The sequence below is a fragment of the Akkermansia sp. NBRC 115031 genome (assembly GCF_030268505.1).
In the GTDB taxonomy this organism is placed as follows: Bacteria; Verrucomicrobiota; Verrucomicrobiia; order Verrucomicrobiales; family Akkermansiaceae; genus Akkermansia; species Akkermansia massiliensis.
The window spans coordinates 57,624-74,310 of sequence record NZ_BSQU01000005.1; the positions used below are offsets into that span (position 1 = coordinate 57,624).

Below are 16,687 nucleotides of genomic sequence, written 5' to 3' on the forward strand. Positions count from 1 at the left end.
GCTTAGTCGCAGATGACGGCAATCTTGATGCCCTTCATCTGGACGTTCGTTTCCAGGGCTTCCGTGATTTCATCCAGCTTGAAGCGGTGGGAAATCAGCTTGGTCAGCGGCAGTCCGATGCCGTAGGCGCGCTTCAGGAAGTCGAACGTGGTCGGGTAATCCTGCGGGGAATACACCCAGGAGCCCACGGCGGTCACTTCCTTGTTGCAGAGGTCGTAATGGTGGTTGATGACGCTTTCCCCGCCGTCCATGAAAAAGCCCACTTCACACAGGCCGCCGCCGCGCTTCACGAACTTCCAGGCGTTTGCCCCGGCCTTGCCTACGCCCGTGCACTGGAAGACGAAATCCGCCAGGCGGCCGCCGTTATCTTTCTTCACCGCGTCAAGGAGGCCGTCCAGGTCCGCGTAATGCGTGAAATTATACGTGCGCGCGGCGCCCATTTCCTTAGCCAGTTCCAGGCGGGAATCATTGCCGTCCACGGCGATGATGGTTTCAATGCCCAGCGTGCGCAGCGCGGCGATCTGGAGCAGGCCGATAGGGCCGCAGCCCTGCACGAGCACCACGGAATTGAACTTGAGCAGTCCGGTGGACTTGGCGCGTTCCAGGGAATGGACCACCACGGCGGCGGGCTCCACCAGAATGCGCTGGTCCAGCGTCATGCCGGAAACGTTGAAAAACGTGGAACCCTTGCGGATGACCAGGTACTCCCCGAAGTAGCCGTTCAAATGCACGTCGTCGTCAGGCATCAGGCCGTACACGCCCACGTTCTCGCACAGGTTGGTGCGGGCCGGGGTATTCAGGCAGGCGTCACAGGTGCCGCAGGGGATGATGCAGGTGACGATCTTGTCCCCCAGGGCCAGGGGATTGCCCGCCGTGTCCTTCGTGATATTCCTGCCCATGGCGACGATTTCCCCGGTGCCTTCATGGCCCAGCACCACGGGGCAGAGGCCGAAGGGGTCCCGGTTGTACTCGTGGCCGTCCGTGCCGCAAACGCCGCAGGCTTCCACCTTGATCAGCATTTCATCATCCCCGATGGCGGGAATGGGGTATTCACGGATTTCAAATGTCTTGGGAGCTGTCAGGACAGCGGCGCGTGCGGTTTGTTGCATAGTGCTCCTACACTACCCTTTGCCGTTTGAACTCTTCAAGAACAAATAAAAATGAAAGGGAATTAACTTGCTGAAAACGGAGAAAAATTCCCCTTTTGCCCCTTCTTGCAATACTCCCGCATCCAGGGAAAACGCATAAAAACAGTGGTTTCCGGAAACTGTTCAGCAAATCTTCCGCTGTCTCTCCAGCTATCATCAAAAAGCCTCCGGGAGCGCTTCATGGCATGCGGCGCTCCCGGCATGTTTTTCTGCAATAACTGCGCCGCGCCGGCACAAAAGGCACGTTATTGCAGGTGCAGTTTTTCCATGAAGGTCCGTTCATTTGGCTTGCGTGGCGGAGGGATGGAGTGCAAGCTGTGCGCGTTATGCTCGACATCCGTGTAATACGAGAAAATCCGGAAGAAGTGAAAGCGCGTTTGAAGCCCCGTAGCGGCGACGCGTGGAAGCTTGTTGATGACGTTCTGGCGTGCGATGAAGCGCGCCGCAATGCCGAAACGGAAAAGCAGGCCTTGCAGTCCGAGCGCAATGCCACCTCCAAGCAGATCGGCATGCTCAAGAAGAAGGGGGAGGACACCTCCTCCATTGAAGCGCGCGTGCGCGAAATCGGGGACCGCATCCGGGAGCTGGACCGCCTGGCGGAAGAGAATTCCGCCCAGCTTGCCTCCCTGCTGATGAACATTCCCAACCTGCCGCATCCGGAATGCCCCGTGGGCGCGGATGAAACGGCCAACCCGGAGGTCAAGCTGTGGGGAGAGAAACCCGCCATTGAGAACCCGAAGGACCATGTGGAGCTGGCCGCGAACCTGGGCATGATTTCCTTTGAAGACGGCGCGCGGATCACGGGCTCCGGCTTTGTGGTATACCGCGGGGCGGGCGCGCGCCTGGAACGCGCCCTGATCAACTTCCTGCTGGACACGCAGACCGGGGAGAACGGCTATCAGGAAGTGGGCGTTCCCTTTGTGGTCAAGCGGGAGTGCATGGAAGGCACCGGACAGCTCCCCAAATTTGAGGAAGACATGTACGGCACGGAAGACCAGCAGATGTTCCTGATTCCCACGGCGGAAGTGCCCGTGACCAACCTGTACCGGGACACCATTTTACAGGAAAGCGAGCTGCCCATCAAGATGGCCGCGTACACGCCCTGCTTCCGCCGGGAAGCCGGGAGCGCCGGACGCATCAACCGCGGCATGATCCGCATCCACCAGTTTGACAAGGTGGAGCTGGTCCAGATTCTGAAGCCGGAAGACTCCTTCCGGGAGCTTGAAGTGCTCCGCAGCCATGCGGAATCCATTCTTCAGAAACTGGGGCTTCACTACCGCGTGATTGAACTTTGCACGGGCGACCTCGGCTTTTCCTCCGCCAAGACGTATGACATTGAAGTATGGGCTCCGGGCCAGGGGCAGTATCTGGAGGTTTCCTCCTGCTCCTGCTTTACGGACTACCAGGCGCGCCGCATGCGCCTGCGCTACAAGGACGCGGACGGCAAGAACCAGTTCTGCCACACCCTGAACGGTTCCGGCACGGCTCTGCCGCGCCTGTACGTAGCCCTGCTGGAAACCTGCCAGCAGCCGGACGGCTCCATCCGCATTCCGGAAGCGCTCGTGCCGTACTTCGGCGCGGACAGCATCCGCCCGGAACAGGGCTGAACCGGCATTTTCACGTCCCAACCCTGAATCAAGCCCATGCCTGACGAGGGCCCGCTGGAACACTACCTGACTGTTTCCCATGAGCCGGAGCCGGACGTTCCGGAACCGGCTCCGGAACGCAGTCCCGGACCGTGGCGGGAGAGGGGAATCATGCTGGGCCTGGGCTTTCTGCTGGGGTGCATCGGGGCGTATGCGCTGATTTATTCGGAAATGTCCGGCGGCATGCGGACGCTGAAAGAGTCGCTTTCAGAAGAACGCGATGCGAATGCTTCCCTGCAAAAGGAGCGTGCCCATTTGCTGGAAACGCTGGAGCAGATGCGCATGGACAGCCTGCTGACGGAACGTTCCCCCCTTTCCATGACGGGCAATGGCATTCCCGGGACGAGCCGTCGCCCCGTTCCCCAGCCTCCGCCGCTTACGCCGCTGCCTTCCCGCGGACAGGCTCCCCCGGCTCCCGCGCCGGAACCCGGCTCCGTGGAGGACCGCCTGGTCAATCCCGGTCCGGAGGACTGGAAGGAACGCTACCAGTACGCCGCTTTGAAATACAACCGGGTGGTGGAGGATTACAACAGGCTGAGGAAGCTTTACATGAACCTGGTGGGCCAGGGGGGAGCCGCCAGCGGGCTGGTAACGGGAGCCCAGTTTTACAAGGCCCTGCGGAAGGATACGCGGGTGGAGGCGCGCAAGCTGGATGAACGGTACATGAAGGGAGGGCTGCGCGGCAGCGAGCTCCGGGAACTGGAACGCAGCAGGGATGAAATGCGGCACCGGGACTGGTGGCTGAAAAAAATGGCGCGCCAGTTCCAGATAGATTGAACGGGGGGGAGGACATTCCCGTTGTGAGGAATAGTCCGGTGAAGCGGCTGGCTTGATGAAAGGCCGCACGGGGCAGGCAGCGCTCCGGGATTCCATGCAGCCATAAAAAGAGGCTTCCCGGAGAATGGCCTTTCCCGGGAAGCCTTGTATAAATAATAAGGCCAGGAGCATGAAAGCGCCGGGCCTTACTGGAAGTGTGGTGATCAGGAAGAAGCGAATGTTCTTCCCGCAATTTTACCGCTGTTAGCGGCGGTTGCGGCCATAGCCGTTGTTGTCGCGTCTGCCGCCGCCGCCATTGCCACGGTAACCGCCTCCACCGCCGCCGCCTGTGTTGGCCTGCGGTTTGGCTTCATTGACAACCAGGGGGCGACCCTGAAACTCATTTCCGTTCAGGGCGGAAATGGCATCGTTCATGGAATCGGTGGAATCCATGGTGACGAATGCGAAACCTCTGGGCCTTCCGGATTCACGGTCGGTTGGAATGAATACTTCAGTCACTTCGCCATGGGAACCAAACAAATCCCTCAGGTCCTGTTCGGTGGAATTGAAGGACAAATTCCCTACGTACATTTTTGTGTTCATATGATCAAAAGACAAGTGATCTGATTATTCTTAAATGCATTCCCGAAGAGCCGGGATTAGAAGTTAAAATCCGAATACGCAGACACCATTGTCTATAGGGCAGAATATCCTCTGGATATTGAAATGCCAAGAATAATATGGCTCATGCCTGATTATTTCAACATCCGGCTTCCATGGATGCCGGGAACCGCAGCCTTTTGAGAAGAAAAATCCCCCCCGTCAGCACAGTTCCGCCGCAATGGCGTCCACGAGCAGTCGGCCGCGGCCTTTCAGGATGAGCCTTTGTTCCGGGGAAATGTCCGCCAGGCCCAGTTCCCGGTATTGTTCCAGCAGGGGGCGGGATTCCGGAAGGATATATTTCAATGGCAGCCCTTCATCCGTCCGGAGCATCAGGGCAATGCGTTCCAGGCGGTAGTCTTCCGCGGTGACGGGTTCCTGTTCGGAGAGGGGGAGGCCGTTTTCCAGCGTGCTGCGTATGTAGGCGTCCGTGTCCCGCGTGTTGGAGTACCGTATGCCGTTGATGGTGCTGACTGCGCCGGGGCCTATGCCCACGTAGTCCTCACCCTTCCAGTACGCCATGTTGTGGGGGGAGCGGCAGCCCTCCCGGGCGTAGTTGGAGGTTTCATAGTGTTGCATGCCTGCCGCTTCCAGCATGTGTTCCGCCAATTCAAAGTAGGCTGCGTCTTCGTCCGGATCCTGCCTTTTTTCCTCCCGCAGCAGGCTCCGGAAGAATTCCGTGTCTTCCTCATAGGTGAGGTTGTAGGCGGAGACATGGTCCGTTCCGGCACGGACGGCTTCCCTGAGGGTGGCTTCCCAGGTGGAGAGGGTTTGCCCCGGAATGGCGAACATGAGGTCCATGTTGATATGGGGCATTCCCGCGTTTTTCAGCATTTCCACGGAGTGCAGGGCCTGTTCCGGGGTGTGTTCGCGTCCCAGCAGATGCAGAATGCCGGGGTCCAGGGATTGCACGCCCAGGGAGACGCGGTTCATGCCCAGGCTGCGCCAGAAGCGCACTTTTTTTTCCGTAAAGGTGGCGGGGTTGGCCTCAAAGGAGAATTCGTCCAGCCTGTCTACGGGCACGAGCCGGTCCAGGGTTTCCATGAGGCGTCCCAGGTGCGTGTCCGAGAGCATGGAAGGCGTTCCCCCCCCAAAGTAGAGCGTGGCCGTTTCCCCCCCGCGGTCCGTGGACAGGGCGGCGGCGCGGGATTCCGCCTCCCGCCCCAGCGCACGGATGAAGAGCTTCATGTCCGTGGAGGCCGGCGTGTGCTTGAAGAAGGCGCAGTACGGGCAGATGCGGTGGCAGAAGGGGATGTGGACGTAAAGATGCACGGGGTGCGGCGGGAATCAGCGTCTCCGGCGGCGTCCGGAGGTTCCTTCCCCGTCGCCCTTCTTGTTCTGGGAGAGCTCCAGAATCCTGTTGGAAGCCTCTTTCATTTCCGATTTGACGCGGGATTTTTCCGTGCCGTCCGCCAGGGACATGTAGTTCTTCGTCAGGGTGCTGTAGAAGGGGTGGATTTTCGTTTCCTTCTTGTTCTTGGGCTTGTATTTGAAGCCGTCCGGGCAGGTGTCCACCATGTTTTTCATCCAGGGTAGCAGCTCTTCCTTGGGAAGGGCCAGGCACAGGGCGTCCAGGGAGAAGGACATTTCCTGCTGGTCCACGTCCTTGGGCGCGTTCAGGGTGTTGTTTTCATCCCGGTAGAAGTTGAGGGCTTTCTTGAAGCCCCTGTCCACGGTCCTCTTGAGCCTGTCCGTGCCCTGGGCCTTGGCGTACGCTATCTGGTAGGCGGCCTGCGGTTCCGGGTAGGAGTTGCGCTTGGTCTCGGATTTGAGCCAGGACATGAGGTCCGCCCACTGGAAGGTTTTGTAGTCATGTTCCTGTTTCAGGGCGTTTTCCAGAATCACGGAGCAGAGCACGTTGACGTATTCCTTGGCGTGGTTGGCCAGCATTTCCTTGCCGTTTTTGTCCCCGCGGCCTACGGAGGAGACGTATTTGCGCGTCTTCCAGAGTTTTCTGATGCCCATGCCGTCCGGAAGGGCTTCCCGCACTTCATCCACCATCTTGGTGGCCCCCATGAGGTCCTGGGGAGCCTGCTTGAAGAGCGTGTACCAGGCTTCCGTGTAGAACGGGTTGGCCTTGAGAACGGTTCTCATGGCGGTCTGCGTGAATTCCCTGGGCAGCGTGCCGGAGGGGTCTTGAGCCTCTTCCGTGGAAGAGTTCGCGCCCGCGAGCTTGTAGATATTCATGGCGAAGCGGCTGTCGATGAATTTCTCGTAGTCGATGTTCATGGACAGGGCCAGTCCGGACTGGTATTCCGCATTCCCGGTGCGCGGCGCCTTGGAGTCCCGGAAGTACCAGAATCCCGTGGTGGCTTTCAGGGTGTCTACGCTCTGGCCCACGCTCAGCCAGCAGCCGTTGCCGTTGAAGTTGGTGGTCATCAGGTTGCCGTGGCCGGGCTGTCCGGCAGGGGCGGCGGGGATGCCGCGGGCAATCTGGGAGTTGCGGGAGATGAGGGACATGGTGCCGCAAACGCCGCCTTCATGAAGCTTGCGTTCATTGGATTCCCGGGACCATTCCGGATCAGGGTCAAAGCTGAACAGGATGGGCGGCTCCTTGTCGTCATCCATGCGGTAGGGGCCGTACAGCCACAGGCGCGTCGGGCCGCGCTGGCCCATGTAGCGTTCCCACACGCTGTCGCATTCCCGCAGGGGGCGCGTTTCCGAGAGGGCCATCATGGCCGGCCAGGGCGTTCCTTCCAGTGACACGCCGGTCCATTCCACGCGCTTGTGGTCCACGTCCCGCAGCTTGCTGCAGTTTTCATATTTGTCCACCAGGTAGGTGAAGAATTCCACCGGGGTGGGGAACGGGTCCCTCTTGCGCCTCAGCTGGCCGTGGCGGTACAGGTATTCGTGCAGGAAGCCGGCCAGGTTGCCTTCCGTAATGGCGGTGTCCCCTATTTCCGAGACCGTGGGGTATTTGTTGACCCATGCCTGCTTGGGCGTGATTTTTTTGCGGTCCAGGTAGGCTTCCACCTTCTTGTAGCATTCTTCATCCACCGTGCGCGGAGCGTTTCCGTACCAGTTCACGGGGGGCTTGCCGGCGCAGTACAGGTCCGCGGGCGGAGGCATGACGCCGGAGGACCTCAAGCCGTTCAGTTTGCCCAGGGCGTCAATGTAGCGGCCCTGCTGGGTGAGGTCGAAGGCGCCCATGCCGAATTCGCGGCGTCCCACCGCAAAGGCCAGGACGAGCTGGTTGTATTTTTCCGTTGTTTCCAGGCCCAGTTCATCAATCATGAAGGCCACATTGGTGGCGACGCTGGGGTCCGGCGGGAAGAACATGGCGAAGACTTCACGGTTGTTCTTCGTGTTTTTCAGCCATTTTTCAAAGTCCGGGGAGAAGGTGCCGCCGCGCTTTTTCACGTAGTCGCGCACGTAGGCTTCCGCGTAAAGGGGGTATTTAGCCAGAAGCTTTTCAGAAAATTTGCCCTTGGAGGCTATGGCTTCCTCCCGCAGCGCCTTTTCCATGGCGATGACTTGCGGGGAGGGGGAAAGATCGGGCGCGACCGGTTCCGGTTCAGGCTCGGGCTCCGGTTCCGGAGCTACCACGATGGGTTCCGGTTCCGGGGCAACTACCACGGGTTCCGGCTTGGGCGGAGCGGGCTTGGGTTTGGGCTTGGGGGGAACCACCACCGGAGGCGCCACGGTTTTGGCGACGGGTTCCTTTTTGTCCTTGAGGATCTGGTATCCCAGGAAGCCGAAGAGGACGAGCATCCCGGTGATGATGACCGTGATGACGGGGAAACCGCCGGAACGCTTTACCTTGGGCAGCGGCGCGCCGGGCGTGACGGCGCCGATTACCGGCTTCCGGAGCTGGGGCTGCTGCGGCTTTTTGGCCGGGCGCAGGGCCTGGGCGTGGGCAACGGCCGGCTGGGGCTGTGCCGGAGCTTGAGCCTGCGGCTGTGCCAGCGGGTAAAGGAAGAGCACGGTGCCGAAGCCCCTCAGCTTGCCTTCCGCATTGGCGGAGTACTGGGTTTCAAAGGCTTCCTGCGCCTGGGAGAATTGAGCCCGGTTTTCCGGGGCCGCGGACAATTCCCCGGTAGCCAGGTCACGGGTGACGAGGCCCTGGGGGCAGAATTCACGTATCAGGACGGCCTGGCCTTCCGGGGAGATGGCCTGGTACAGGTTATAATCCGGACCGCTTTCTACAAGCGCCGTGATTCTATAGCCGCCTATGTTGAAATGGGACGGAAGGGCAGGGGTTTGAGGAACTGTCATGACGAATCAAAAGATCAAAGACTCATTTATTTAAGGAGGTCCGTAGCCTTTTGTCAATTCCGGAGTGCGGAAGCTGTGCCATGGCGTCCGCATAGCGCGGGCACCCGTCTGGAAGGAGGGGAAAACCTCGTTTCAAGGAAACCGGAAGAAGGCCTTTTTTCTCCCTGCGAGCAGGGAGCCGCCGGGAAGGGCTAGCGGATGGTGACCTTGGTTCCGAGAGGTGTGTGTTCAAAGAACGTCTTGGCCATGTCTGCCGGGAGACGCACGCAACCGTGGCTGACCGGGTATCCGGTGACAAAGCCCACGTGCATGCCGTAGCCGCCCGTAATCCGCATCCAGTAGGGCATGGGGGCGGGGTCGAAGTAGGTTCCTGCGGGCGCGCCGCCGGCCCTGGCGTTATAGTCCCCGTTGACGACGGCACCGGTGGATTTGCTGCGCAGAACGCCGTACGTGCCGGATTTGTAGTTGGCGTCCTTCTGGATAATCTTGTAGGTTCCCTTGGGCGTGCCGAAGCCTTCCTTGCCGGAGGACATGGGAGAGACGCCCACCAGCGTGGCCCCTACATAGTAGAAGACTTTCTGCTGCTTGAGGTCAATGATGATGTGCTTTTCTCCCTGGATGCCCGAAGGCAGGTCCCAGTATCCCTGGCCCAGGCGGGCTTCCGGCGGCAGGTCCGTGTTCACGCCGGAGGTGGCGCCCACGCCGGACAGGTAGCTGTCCTGGCCGGACGCGCCCTGGATTTTCCCGGCGATTTTATCAAACAGGGGGGGCCTTCCATATGGATTGCAGGAAACGAGAATGGAACTGATAGAAGCTAATGCCAGTATGCCGGGTTTCATGGGAACGGGAGAATGACAGGCAGGTTATGGAGCCTGTCCGCCCTTTTGTCAAGATTTGCATGCTGTTATCCGTTGCTTATTCCGGGGGTATCTGTTATACACGGCGCAACCACCTCATCCATCCATATCTCCATGAGTGAACAATACGACCTTCTGAAAAGCATTCTTCTGGAAAAATCCGTGCGCACGGGAACCTTTACGCTGGCTTCCGGCAAGGTGTCAGACCTGTATGTGGACTGCCGCATGACCGCCCTGGACCCCGTGGGGGCCACGCTGGTTGGCGCGCTGGGCTGGAAGCTGGTGCAGGAGGAGATTCTGCCCCGTTTCCCGGAGGTGGCGGCCATTGGCGGAATGACCATGGGCGCAGACCCCATTTCCCTGGCCGTCGGCATGACCAGCGCTCTGGAAGGGGCTGAAAAGAAGCTCCAGGTGTTTACCGTGCGCAAGGAGCCGAAGGACCATGGCCGGGGACGCCGCATTGAGGGCAATTTCCAGGCCGGGGATACCGTGGTGGTGGTGGATGACGTCATTACGACGGGCGGCTCCACCCTGAAGGCGATTGACGCCATTGAGGCGGAAGGGGGCAAGGTAGCCGCCGCCCTGGTGCTGCTGGACCGCGAGGAAGGCGGCCGCCAGGCGATTGAGGAACGCGGCATTCCCGTTTATCCCCTGTACACCAGGACGTCCCTGCTGGGCAAATAATTTTTTTCCGTTCATGCTCCCCGCCCTGATCGGCATAAGCGGCCATGAAGTGGGCGCGGAAGAGGAGGCGGCCATCCTGCGTTTGCAGCCGGCCGGCTTCATCCTGTTTTCCCGGAATGTGGATTCCGTGGAGCAGGTGCGCAGCCTGACGGAAACGTTGCGGAAGCTCTGCCGCCACCATCCCGTCATTGCCGTGGACCAGGAGGGGGGCAGGGTTGTGCGCACCGCTTCCCTGGGCCTGAATTTGCCTTCTCCCGCTTCTCTGGCGCGGAGCGGCGGTTTTAACGGCATTGTGGAACTGGGCGCGGTGACGGCGATGGCGCTCCGGTACCTGGGGGTGAACCTGAATTTTGCCCCGGTACTGGATATTTGCCATGACCCGTCCGCGGCCAATGCGCTGCCCGGCCGCTGCTGGGGAGACAATCCCCAGGACGTGATTTCGCGCGGAGGCGTTTATTCCTCCAACCTGCGCCGGGGCGGCGTGCAAAGCTGCGGCAAGCATTTTCCCGGCATGGGGCGCGCCCAGGCGGACCCCCATTTCAGTCTTCCCGTGGTTGACCTGGATGAACGTGAGTTGTTCAAGACGGACCTGCTGCCCTTTCTGGCCCTGTGTCCGGAGCTTTCCTCCATCATGTCCGCCCATATCATGCTGCCGCAGATTGATCCCGATTATCCCGCCACCCTGTCCGAACGGGTGATCAGGGGGCTTCTGCGGGACAGGCTCGGCTTCCGGGGAGTGGTGTTTACGGATGATTTGTGCATGGGGGCGATTGCGGCGCGGCATGCTCCGGATGAAGCCGCCCTGCTTTCCCTGAAGGCCGGGTGCGATCTTCCCCTGATTTGCCATGACCCCCTCTCCTGGCTGGACGGCGTGGCTTCCCGCCTGGAAGGCCTGGACGCCTATGACCGGGATGATTCCTTCAAGCGGGTGGAGAAGCTGAGCGATTCCCTGTGCTTCCCGTTCCCGGAAAAGGCAGGACTGTGGGATTCCTGCCTGCGCCGCGCGGAGGCCTTGTGCCGCCTGGCGGAAGGGGAGGCGGATGAAGAGTCGCCTTCCTCTCCGGTTCAGAAGTATTGACGCGAATGCCGATGACGGCCTTATGCCGAAAGTGCGCCGGGAATGAAGCCGGGAGCTTTATCCCCGTGACAGGGGGAGGAAGGGAGTGTTTAAAGTCTGCTCCTTTTGCGGCGAGTCAACAGGATGGCCGTTCCAACCAGGCTCAGCGCGGCTGTAGCCGGTTCCGGCACGAGGTGGTTGTATTTGCTTGATGAATAGACTTTGACGTAGTCGATGTCGAACGCGGCTCCGGAGTTGGCCAGCGTATTCTGGTCAATTCCTTTATTAACCCCTGCATTTTCTACCCAGTTGCCTCCGATCTGCTGGTCGATGATCAGGTAAAATTCGTTTCCGTCTTTGTCAAAAGGCCAGTTTGCATTATTGGGCTTTTTAAAGGAGCCGGTTTCCTTTCCGTCCACATAAAAGGTGATGCCTTCTTCCGTCCATTCCATTCCGTAGGTGTGCCAGTTTGTTTTTTCAGCGCCGTCGCTCCAGCCGGGGGTGACCCCCTGGGATTTGTCTTGGTTTGGAACGCCGTTTTCAGACCAGTGGATCGTCTGGTAGACACGTCCTTCGTAATTCAAATGTTCCATGATGTCAATTTCCCCTCCTGCCGGCCATCCGATGCTGTCGGATTTGGGCATCATCCAGATAGCAGGCCAGACGCCCTGCACGCAATCGAATCTGGCGCGAACTTCTACGTAGCCGTATTGGAATTGGAAGGTTTTCAGAGAGTACACTCCTCCGCAGGCATAGGTCTGGGCTGGGGCGGTCTGATTGGTCTGGGTGGTGTAGTCTCCGTATTTTCCCCACAGGGTCATGGCGGAATTGCCGTCCTGTTCCCGGAATTCCACAAGGCTTTCGTCCTGGGATTGGTATTTGCGCCAATCCGGGGCGTTATGGTTTACGTAATCGATACGGCTCCAGTTGCGGGCATTCAGGGAGGGGCCGTCAAAGTCGTCTTCAAAAACAAGTTCCCAGTCTTTGCCGGAGACCCACGGGGTTGCCGCCAGGGCAGGCGGCCCGGCAAGGGAAACGATGGGGAAAAGAAGAAGGAGCGTTGTTCTGATGGACATAACAGGGAGGGGTGGGACAGGAGGAAGAGGCGTCAATGGCCAAGAACCGGGCCTTCAGCCCGAATATCGTGTAAGGGGGCTTTTCCTCGCTGGAGAGGTAGAGCCCCTTTTCTTCACAGGGGCATGCCCCTGTGAAGATTTCTTTATGGCAAGGATTGGTTTGTCATTGCAAGTTGGTTGTGGAAGGCTGCCCAATGTTAACGCGCAACGTTTCTGGCGGAATCCGCCTTGTACACGTGCAGTTCCGCCAGGCGGACCTTGCCCCCCTTCTGGAAGAGCTTGACGCGCAGCCTGTTGGTGGTGATAGGCTCAAACGTCCTCATGCACTTGATAAAGCCGTTGCCGGGGAGCTGGAGCATGCGCAGCACCTCTGGCTCATTGGCGTACATGGCTTTCTGCGCATCGCTGACGCCGGCGGTAGCGGCTCCCAGGGAACCCCAGTGGATGGGAATCCACTTGCCGCCCTTGTTGGCTTCAATGACGAGGCGGTTGTACCCCTTTTCAATCTTGATGTCCACGGCGCGCAGGGAGGCGGCGTTTTTCAGGGAGAGTTCCAGCACCAGGGGATCGTCTTCCGTGGGGGAGGCGTCCAGTTCCTCGATGGTGGTGGCGTCCCGGTCCAGCAGCTTGGCGGTGTCCACATGGCCTCCGGTGGAGGCTTTCAGCTTGTAGTCCGTGACTTCCTCCGTGGCGCTGCCCAGCAGCTTCAGTTCTCGCACGCGGCATTCCAGGCCGTGCCAGTCCGTGGAAACGCGGAACAGGCAGCGGGAGCCTTGCGTCAGGCAGGAGTCGTTCGGGGAGACCCAGGTTTTCTCCTTCTTCTTGTCGGTTTCATCATACACCTCTATCTGGTTGCCCTGGGAGGCGGCGGAGATGTAGGTGCCGTCCGGCAGGTGGAAGGAGCAACCCCAGTTGCCGTGGTCGCGGATCAGGATGCCCGGCACCCACAGGTGGTTGCAGTTAGTGACCGGGTGGGCTTTTTCCCCGCAGCCCACTTCAAAGCCGCCTACGGCGATGGGGCGGTCATATTCCACGTCCAGGTCGTTCACGCGCCATTTGATTTTGGCGCTCATTTTTTGCACGCCCGGCTGGGTGGGGCCGCTGAGCTCCTTCTTGTAGGAGTACACGTTCCACTGGCCGCCGAATTTGGAGTCGGGGGTCCAGGAAATGGTTTCCATGGGGGAGAAGGTGGTGGCGTCACTGAATTGGACGGTGCCGGCAAAGTCGTACTTGTAGGCGGAATTGGCCTTTCCTTCCAGTTCCTTGTCACGCTGGAGCCCGAGGGCGCGGCCCCCCAGCGGCTGCTGGACGTCCACGTTCAGGGAGTATTCCCCGGGCTGGGGCTTGTCGTCCTTCCGCTTGGGTTCAAAGAAGATGCGCACGTCCATGCCCAGGATCATTTCCGCACAGGTGGCCTTGGTGAGCTGGTCCAGGCCGGGAATGGCCATGATGGCTTTGGCGACGGGAAGGGCCCGGGCGTTGACGACGCTCATGAGCTTGAAGCGGCAGCCCTGTTCCACGGGGATGTTTTTCAGTTCCCGGATGGCGGATTTCAGGGAGCCGGGAGCCTTGGCGCCCAGCGCGGCGCTGACCATGGACCAGTTGCGCACATAGGTGTTCAGGAAGCGGGATTCCGTGTCAATGATGGGGGGAACCTTCCGGAAGGATTTGGCCTGGAATTCCGGCTTGCCCGTGATCGCCAGGTTCTGGCGTTCCGCGCACAGCGCCGTGATCCAGACGCTGGTGCGGATGTAGGTGCCGATGACCGGGTCTGCCGTCATCAGTTCCAGGCGGTTGGGGTTTTGCATCATGCCGCCGTCAAACGGGCGCAGGAGCGTCAGCTTCCAGCGGAACGCCTCCATGTTCTTGTAGTAGACTTCCGGGTTCGTGCGCCAGTAGGCGGGAAGGGCCCACATGATGGAGAGCGTCTCGGAGGAGTGGCCCTGGTCGCAGCCGCCGATGGGGCCTTCCCCGTACATGATGCGGCTGTTTTTAGTGTAGAGTTCCGGTCCCCCGCAGATGAGGGAGGCGATGTAGTACGGGCCGTGGCGGCCGGAGTAGGTGCCCCCGCATTCGCGGTTGGGTTCAAAGGTGAAGGCCTCCGTCATGCGGCCGTACGGGCCCATGCCGGTGGGGCAGATGGACTGGGCGTGGTCCATCATCTTGTCCAGCACGTCGTCTTCCGTGCGCGCCGGGGTTTTGCTGGCCAGCGCCAGGAACAGGCACATGTGGGAGCCGCCGATGCTGACGCCCGTGCCCGCATAGCCGGGGTGGATGCCGTGGCCGGTGACGAAGTCCCCGTAAAGAACCTCGTTTTTCATGCGCTGCACGCCGTTGCGGATGGCCGGCAGAACGGAGTTGTCCCGGTAGCGCAGCCAGTATTCGCACAGGAAGATGCCCGCGGAGGCCTGGGGGACGGCCCACCAGCACTGGGAGCCGGAGAAGGCGATGTACTGAGCCGCCTTTTTAATGACGGGATCATATTTCGGGTTGCCCGTGGCCATCAGGGCCAGCCCGGCCCAGCCCGTGTCGTAGTGGTTGCCGCAGTAGCCGCCCGGGCGTTCCCAGGAGCCGTCCTCGCGCTGCTGGGCCGCCAGCCATTCGCTCATCATGTGGACCACGGCCTTGCTCTTGGCGCAGTTTTTCGGGAAGCCGAGAGCGTAGCTTCCCAGCTGGGGAATCTTGAACGTGACGTTTTTCACGTATTTTTTCACGGAGTCCGGCAGGGTGGCGGAACCGCCCACATGGACAGCCACACCTACGGAGGCCGCCCCTCCGGGCGTTCCGGTGCCTTTCAGCTTCCAGTCTCCCTTGGGAATGTCAAAGACCAGGGAGGAGACGGCGTGAGCCAGCCACACCTTGCGCTCGGGGTCGTATTTGGCCGCGCCGTAGCCCACGCTGTATTGCAGGGGCTTGAGCTTGGTCAGCGGAACAGGGCCGCCGGGGCCTTCCAGCCTCAGGTCCGACCATTCGAAGCCGTCGCTGCCGATGCCGTTGCCGCCGTCATCCACATGAAGGCGCACCTGCTGGCCTCCCTTCACCGGAATGGAGAGGGAGACGGGCTTTTTGGCCCGTTCCTCCCGGAAGACTTCCTTCCAGAGCGGCTGGATGCCCTGGATTTTCTCTACGTTTTCCGCAGGAATGAGGTTCAGGGTGATTTTTCCGGCGCCTTCCGCCTTGTCCACCAGCAGGCCCGCGTGCATGTCCAGGCCGCGCCTGTCCTGGTGCTGGTAGGGACCGTAAAGCACATCCAGGCTTTGGGCCGTCTTGAAGGGCTGGCCGTCAATGCCCAGGATCAGGTCGCCCTCCTTCACGTATTTTTCAGCAGGGGAGCCTTCAATCACCTGGGTGACCATGTAGAGGTTCGCCACGGGTTCCCCGTTGGGGTCCAGCAGGGTTTTTGGGAAAAAGCCGCGGAAGTTCGTGTCCGGCCAGGAGGCGTCCAGGCCGCGGGCGCGGAAGCCCAGAGGGCCGAAGGTGGTGATCCAGCCCTTGGCCACTTCCTCGGAGTTGCCGAACCAGCTCGTGTACAGGTTGGCGTACTGCTTCCTCCACTGGTTCAGCGTCATGGCCTTGGCGAATTTTTTCACGTAGGCGTTGACGTCTCCCATGTTGGTGGTCTGCCTGGCGGCTTTTCCGCGCGGACGGCCGGGGGAGGCGGGTTTGACGGCAGCTTGTGCCGCCAGGGCCGGAGCATCCTTCTGTTTGGTGGGAGTTTCCGGTTCCGGCTGTTCCGCAGCCGTGGCGTCGTCTGCCGGAGCGTCCGCCTCTCCGGCAGGCTGTTCAGGTTCGGGAGCAGGTTCTTCCGCGGGAGTGGCGGAGCCGTCTTCGTCCTGTTCCTCAGGGGCACTGGCGGACGGCGTTTCTTCCGGCTGTTCCGCTGCTCCAGCCGGGGGGGCCTCCGCGGCGGCGCTTTCCTGTTCAAAGGGGTCTTCCACTTCCGCAACAGGCAGGGCGGCTTTCTTTTCCGGTTTGGGTGCTTCCTTTTTCTCTTTTTTGGGCTGCGTACTGGACGGTTCCTGCGGGGCGGCGGGGGCCTCCGCAGGCTTCTGCGTGTAGTAATAAGCGGCGCAGGCGCCTCCCAGCAGAATCAGGATAAGGATCCAGATGCCGGCGGAGCTTTTCTTTTTCCGGGGCTGGGGAAGGGGTACCGCATGGACGGGGGCCGCTCCTGCTGCGGGAGTGGCCAGGGTTCTCTGGTCGCGCTGGAGGGGCTCCACGGGAGTAGCCGGAAGCGGGGACTGCTCCGCGGCGGGATGAACGCCGGGCAGGGCATAAACCAGGTACAGGGTGCCCAGGGCGGGGATTTCCCCCAGGGAGCCGGTGCGGAACTGGGCTTCAAAATCGTTTTTCAGCGGAAGGACTTCCTGTTCGATGTCCGTAGTTTCCGGATAACGCAGTTTTCCGCTTTCCGGATCGCGCACGGCAAGGCCCTGCGGACAGAATTCACGGACCAGGTATTGCACGTGGTTGGCGTCCGACGCGTAATAGACATGGCAGAGGGCATCCGTCTGCTTCAGTGACTGGATAAGGTAGCCGTTGATATTAAATCCGGAAGGCAGTGGGGGAGTGGTTTCCATGGTCAGGA

General features: G+C 60.5%; 11 protein-coding genes. 4 read left to right on the forward strand and 7 right to left on the reverse strand.

Features of this window, described 5'->3' with window-relative positions:
• Positions 1 to 2: 2 nt before the first annotated feature.
• Positions 3 to 1,109, reverse strand: a complete 1,107-nt coding sequence (locus tag QSJ36_RS07880) for a zinc-binding dehydrogenase (RefSeq protein WP_102722488.1) — start codon at positions 1,107 to 1,109, stop codon at positions 3 to 5.
• A 365-nt stretch (positions 1,110 to 1,474) separates the two neighbouring features.
• Here QSJ36_RS07880 and serS point away from each other — a divergent pair, with 365 nt between their 5' ends.
• Together serS and QSJ36_RS07890 are read left to right on the forward strand one after the other, a co-directional pair.
• Positions 1,475 to 2,755, forward strand: a complete 1,281-nt coding sequence (gene serS, locus QSJ36_RS07885; protein WP_285468059.1) for a serine--tRNA ligase — start codon at positions 1,475 to 1,477, stop codon at positions 2,753 to 2,755.
• Between the two features lie 36 nt (positions 2,756 to 2,791).
• The gene (locus QSJ36_RS07890; RefSeq protein ID WP_022397344.1) at positions 2,792 to 3,571 is read left to right on the forward strand and encodes a hypothetical protein; all 780 of its coding nucleotides are present in this window, start codon (positions 2,792 to 2,794) and stop codon (positions 3,569 to 3,571) included.
• Between the two features lie 243 nt (positions 3,572 to 3,814).
• Here QSJ36_RS07890 and QSJ36_RS07895 read toward each other — a convergent pair whose 3' ends face one another.
• The 4 genes from QSJ36_RS07895 to QSJ36_RS07910 form a co-directional block, all read right to left on the reverse strand.
• Entirely contained in the window at positions 3,815 to 4,153 is a 339-nt protein-coding gene (locus QSJ36_RS07895) for an RNA-binding protein (protein ID WP_102722486.1), read from the reverse strand.
• Between the two features lie 219 nt (positions 4,154 to 4,372).
• Positions 4,373 to 5,482, reverse strand: a complete 1,110-nt coding sequence (gene hemW, locus QSJ36_RS07900; protein ID WP_022397342.1) for a radical SAM family heme chaperone HemW — start codon at positions 5,480 to 5,482, stop codon at positions 4,373 to 4,375.
• 15 nt (positions 5,483 to 5,497) lie between these two features.
• Positions 5,498 to 8,425: a hypothetical protein gene (locus tag QSJ36_RS07905; RefSeq protein WP_102722485.1), complete on the reverse strand. Its 2,928-nt coding sequence runs from the start codon at positions 8,423 to 8,425 to the stop codon at positions 5,498 to 5,500.
• A 191-nt stretch (positions 8,426 to 8,616) separates the two neighbouring features.
• Complete coding sequence (locus QSJ36_RS07910; protein ID WP_102722484.1) at positions 8,617 to 9,264, reverse strand: L,D-transpeptidase; 648 nt, start codon at positions 9,262 to 9,264, stop codon at positions 8,617 to 8,619.
• Between the two features lie 132 nt (positions 9,265 to 9,396).
• On the opposite strand from QSJ36_RS07910, the gene pyrE reads away from it, so the two are divergent.
• Both pyrE and nagZ read left to right on the forward strand, forming a co-directional pair.
• Entirely contained in the window at positions 9,397 to 9,966 is a 570-nt protein-coding gene (gene pyrE, locus QSJ36_RS07915) for an orotate phosphoribosyltransferase (protein WP_022397339.1), read from the forward strand.
• A 13-nt stretch (positions 9,967 to 9,979) separates the two neighbouring features.
• On the forward strand, positions 9,980 to 11,044 hold the full coding sequence (gene nagZ / locus QSJ36_RS07920) for a beta-N-acetylhexosaminidase (RefSeq protein WP_102722483.1): 1,065 nt from the start codon (positions 9,980 to 9,982) through the stop codon (positions 11,042 to 11,044).
• An 89-nt stretch (positions 11,045 to 11,133) separates the two neighbouring features.
• On the opposite strand, the gene QSJ36_RS07925 is transcribed toward nagZ, so the two are convergent.
• Positions 11,134 to 12,099: a family 16 glycosylhydrolase gene (locus tag QSJ36_RS07925; protein WP_102722482.1), complete on the reverse strand. Its 966-nt coding sequence runs from the start codon at positions 12,097 to 12,099 to the stop codon at positions 11,134 to 11,136.
• Between the two features lie 197 nt (positions 12,100 to 12,296).
• Positions 12,297 to 16,679 carry a DUF6288 domain-containing protein gene (locus QSJ36_RS07930; protein WP_285468067.1) on the reverse strand — a complete coding sequence of 1,461 codons (4,383 nt, stop codon included), beginning with the start codon at positions 16,677 to 16,679 and terminating at the stop codon, positions 12,297 to 12,299.
• Positions 16,680 to 16,687: the final 8 nt, after the last annotated feature.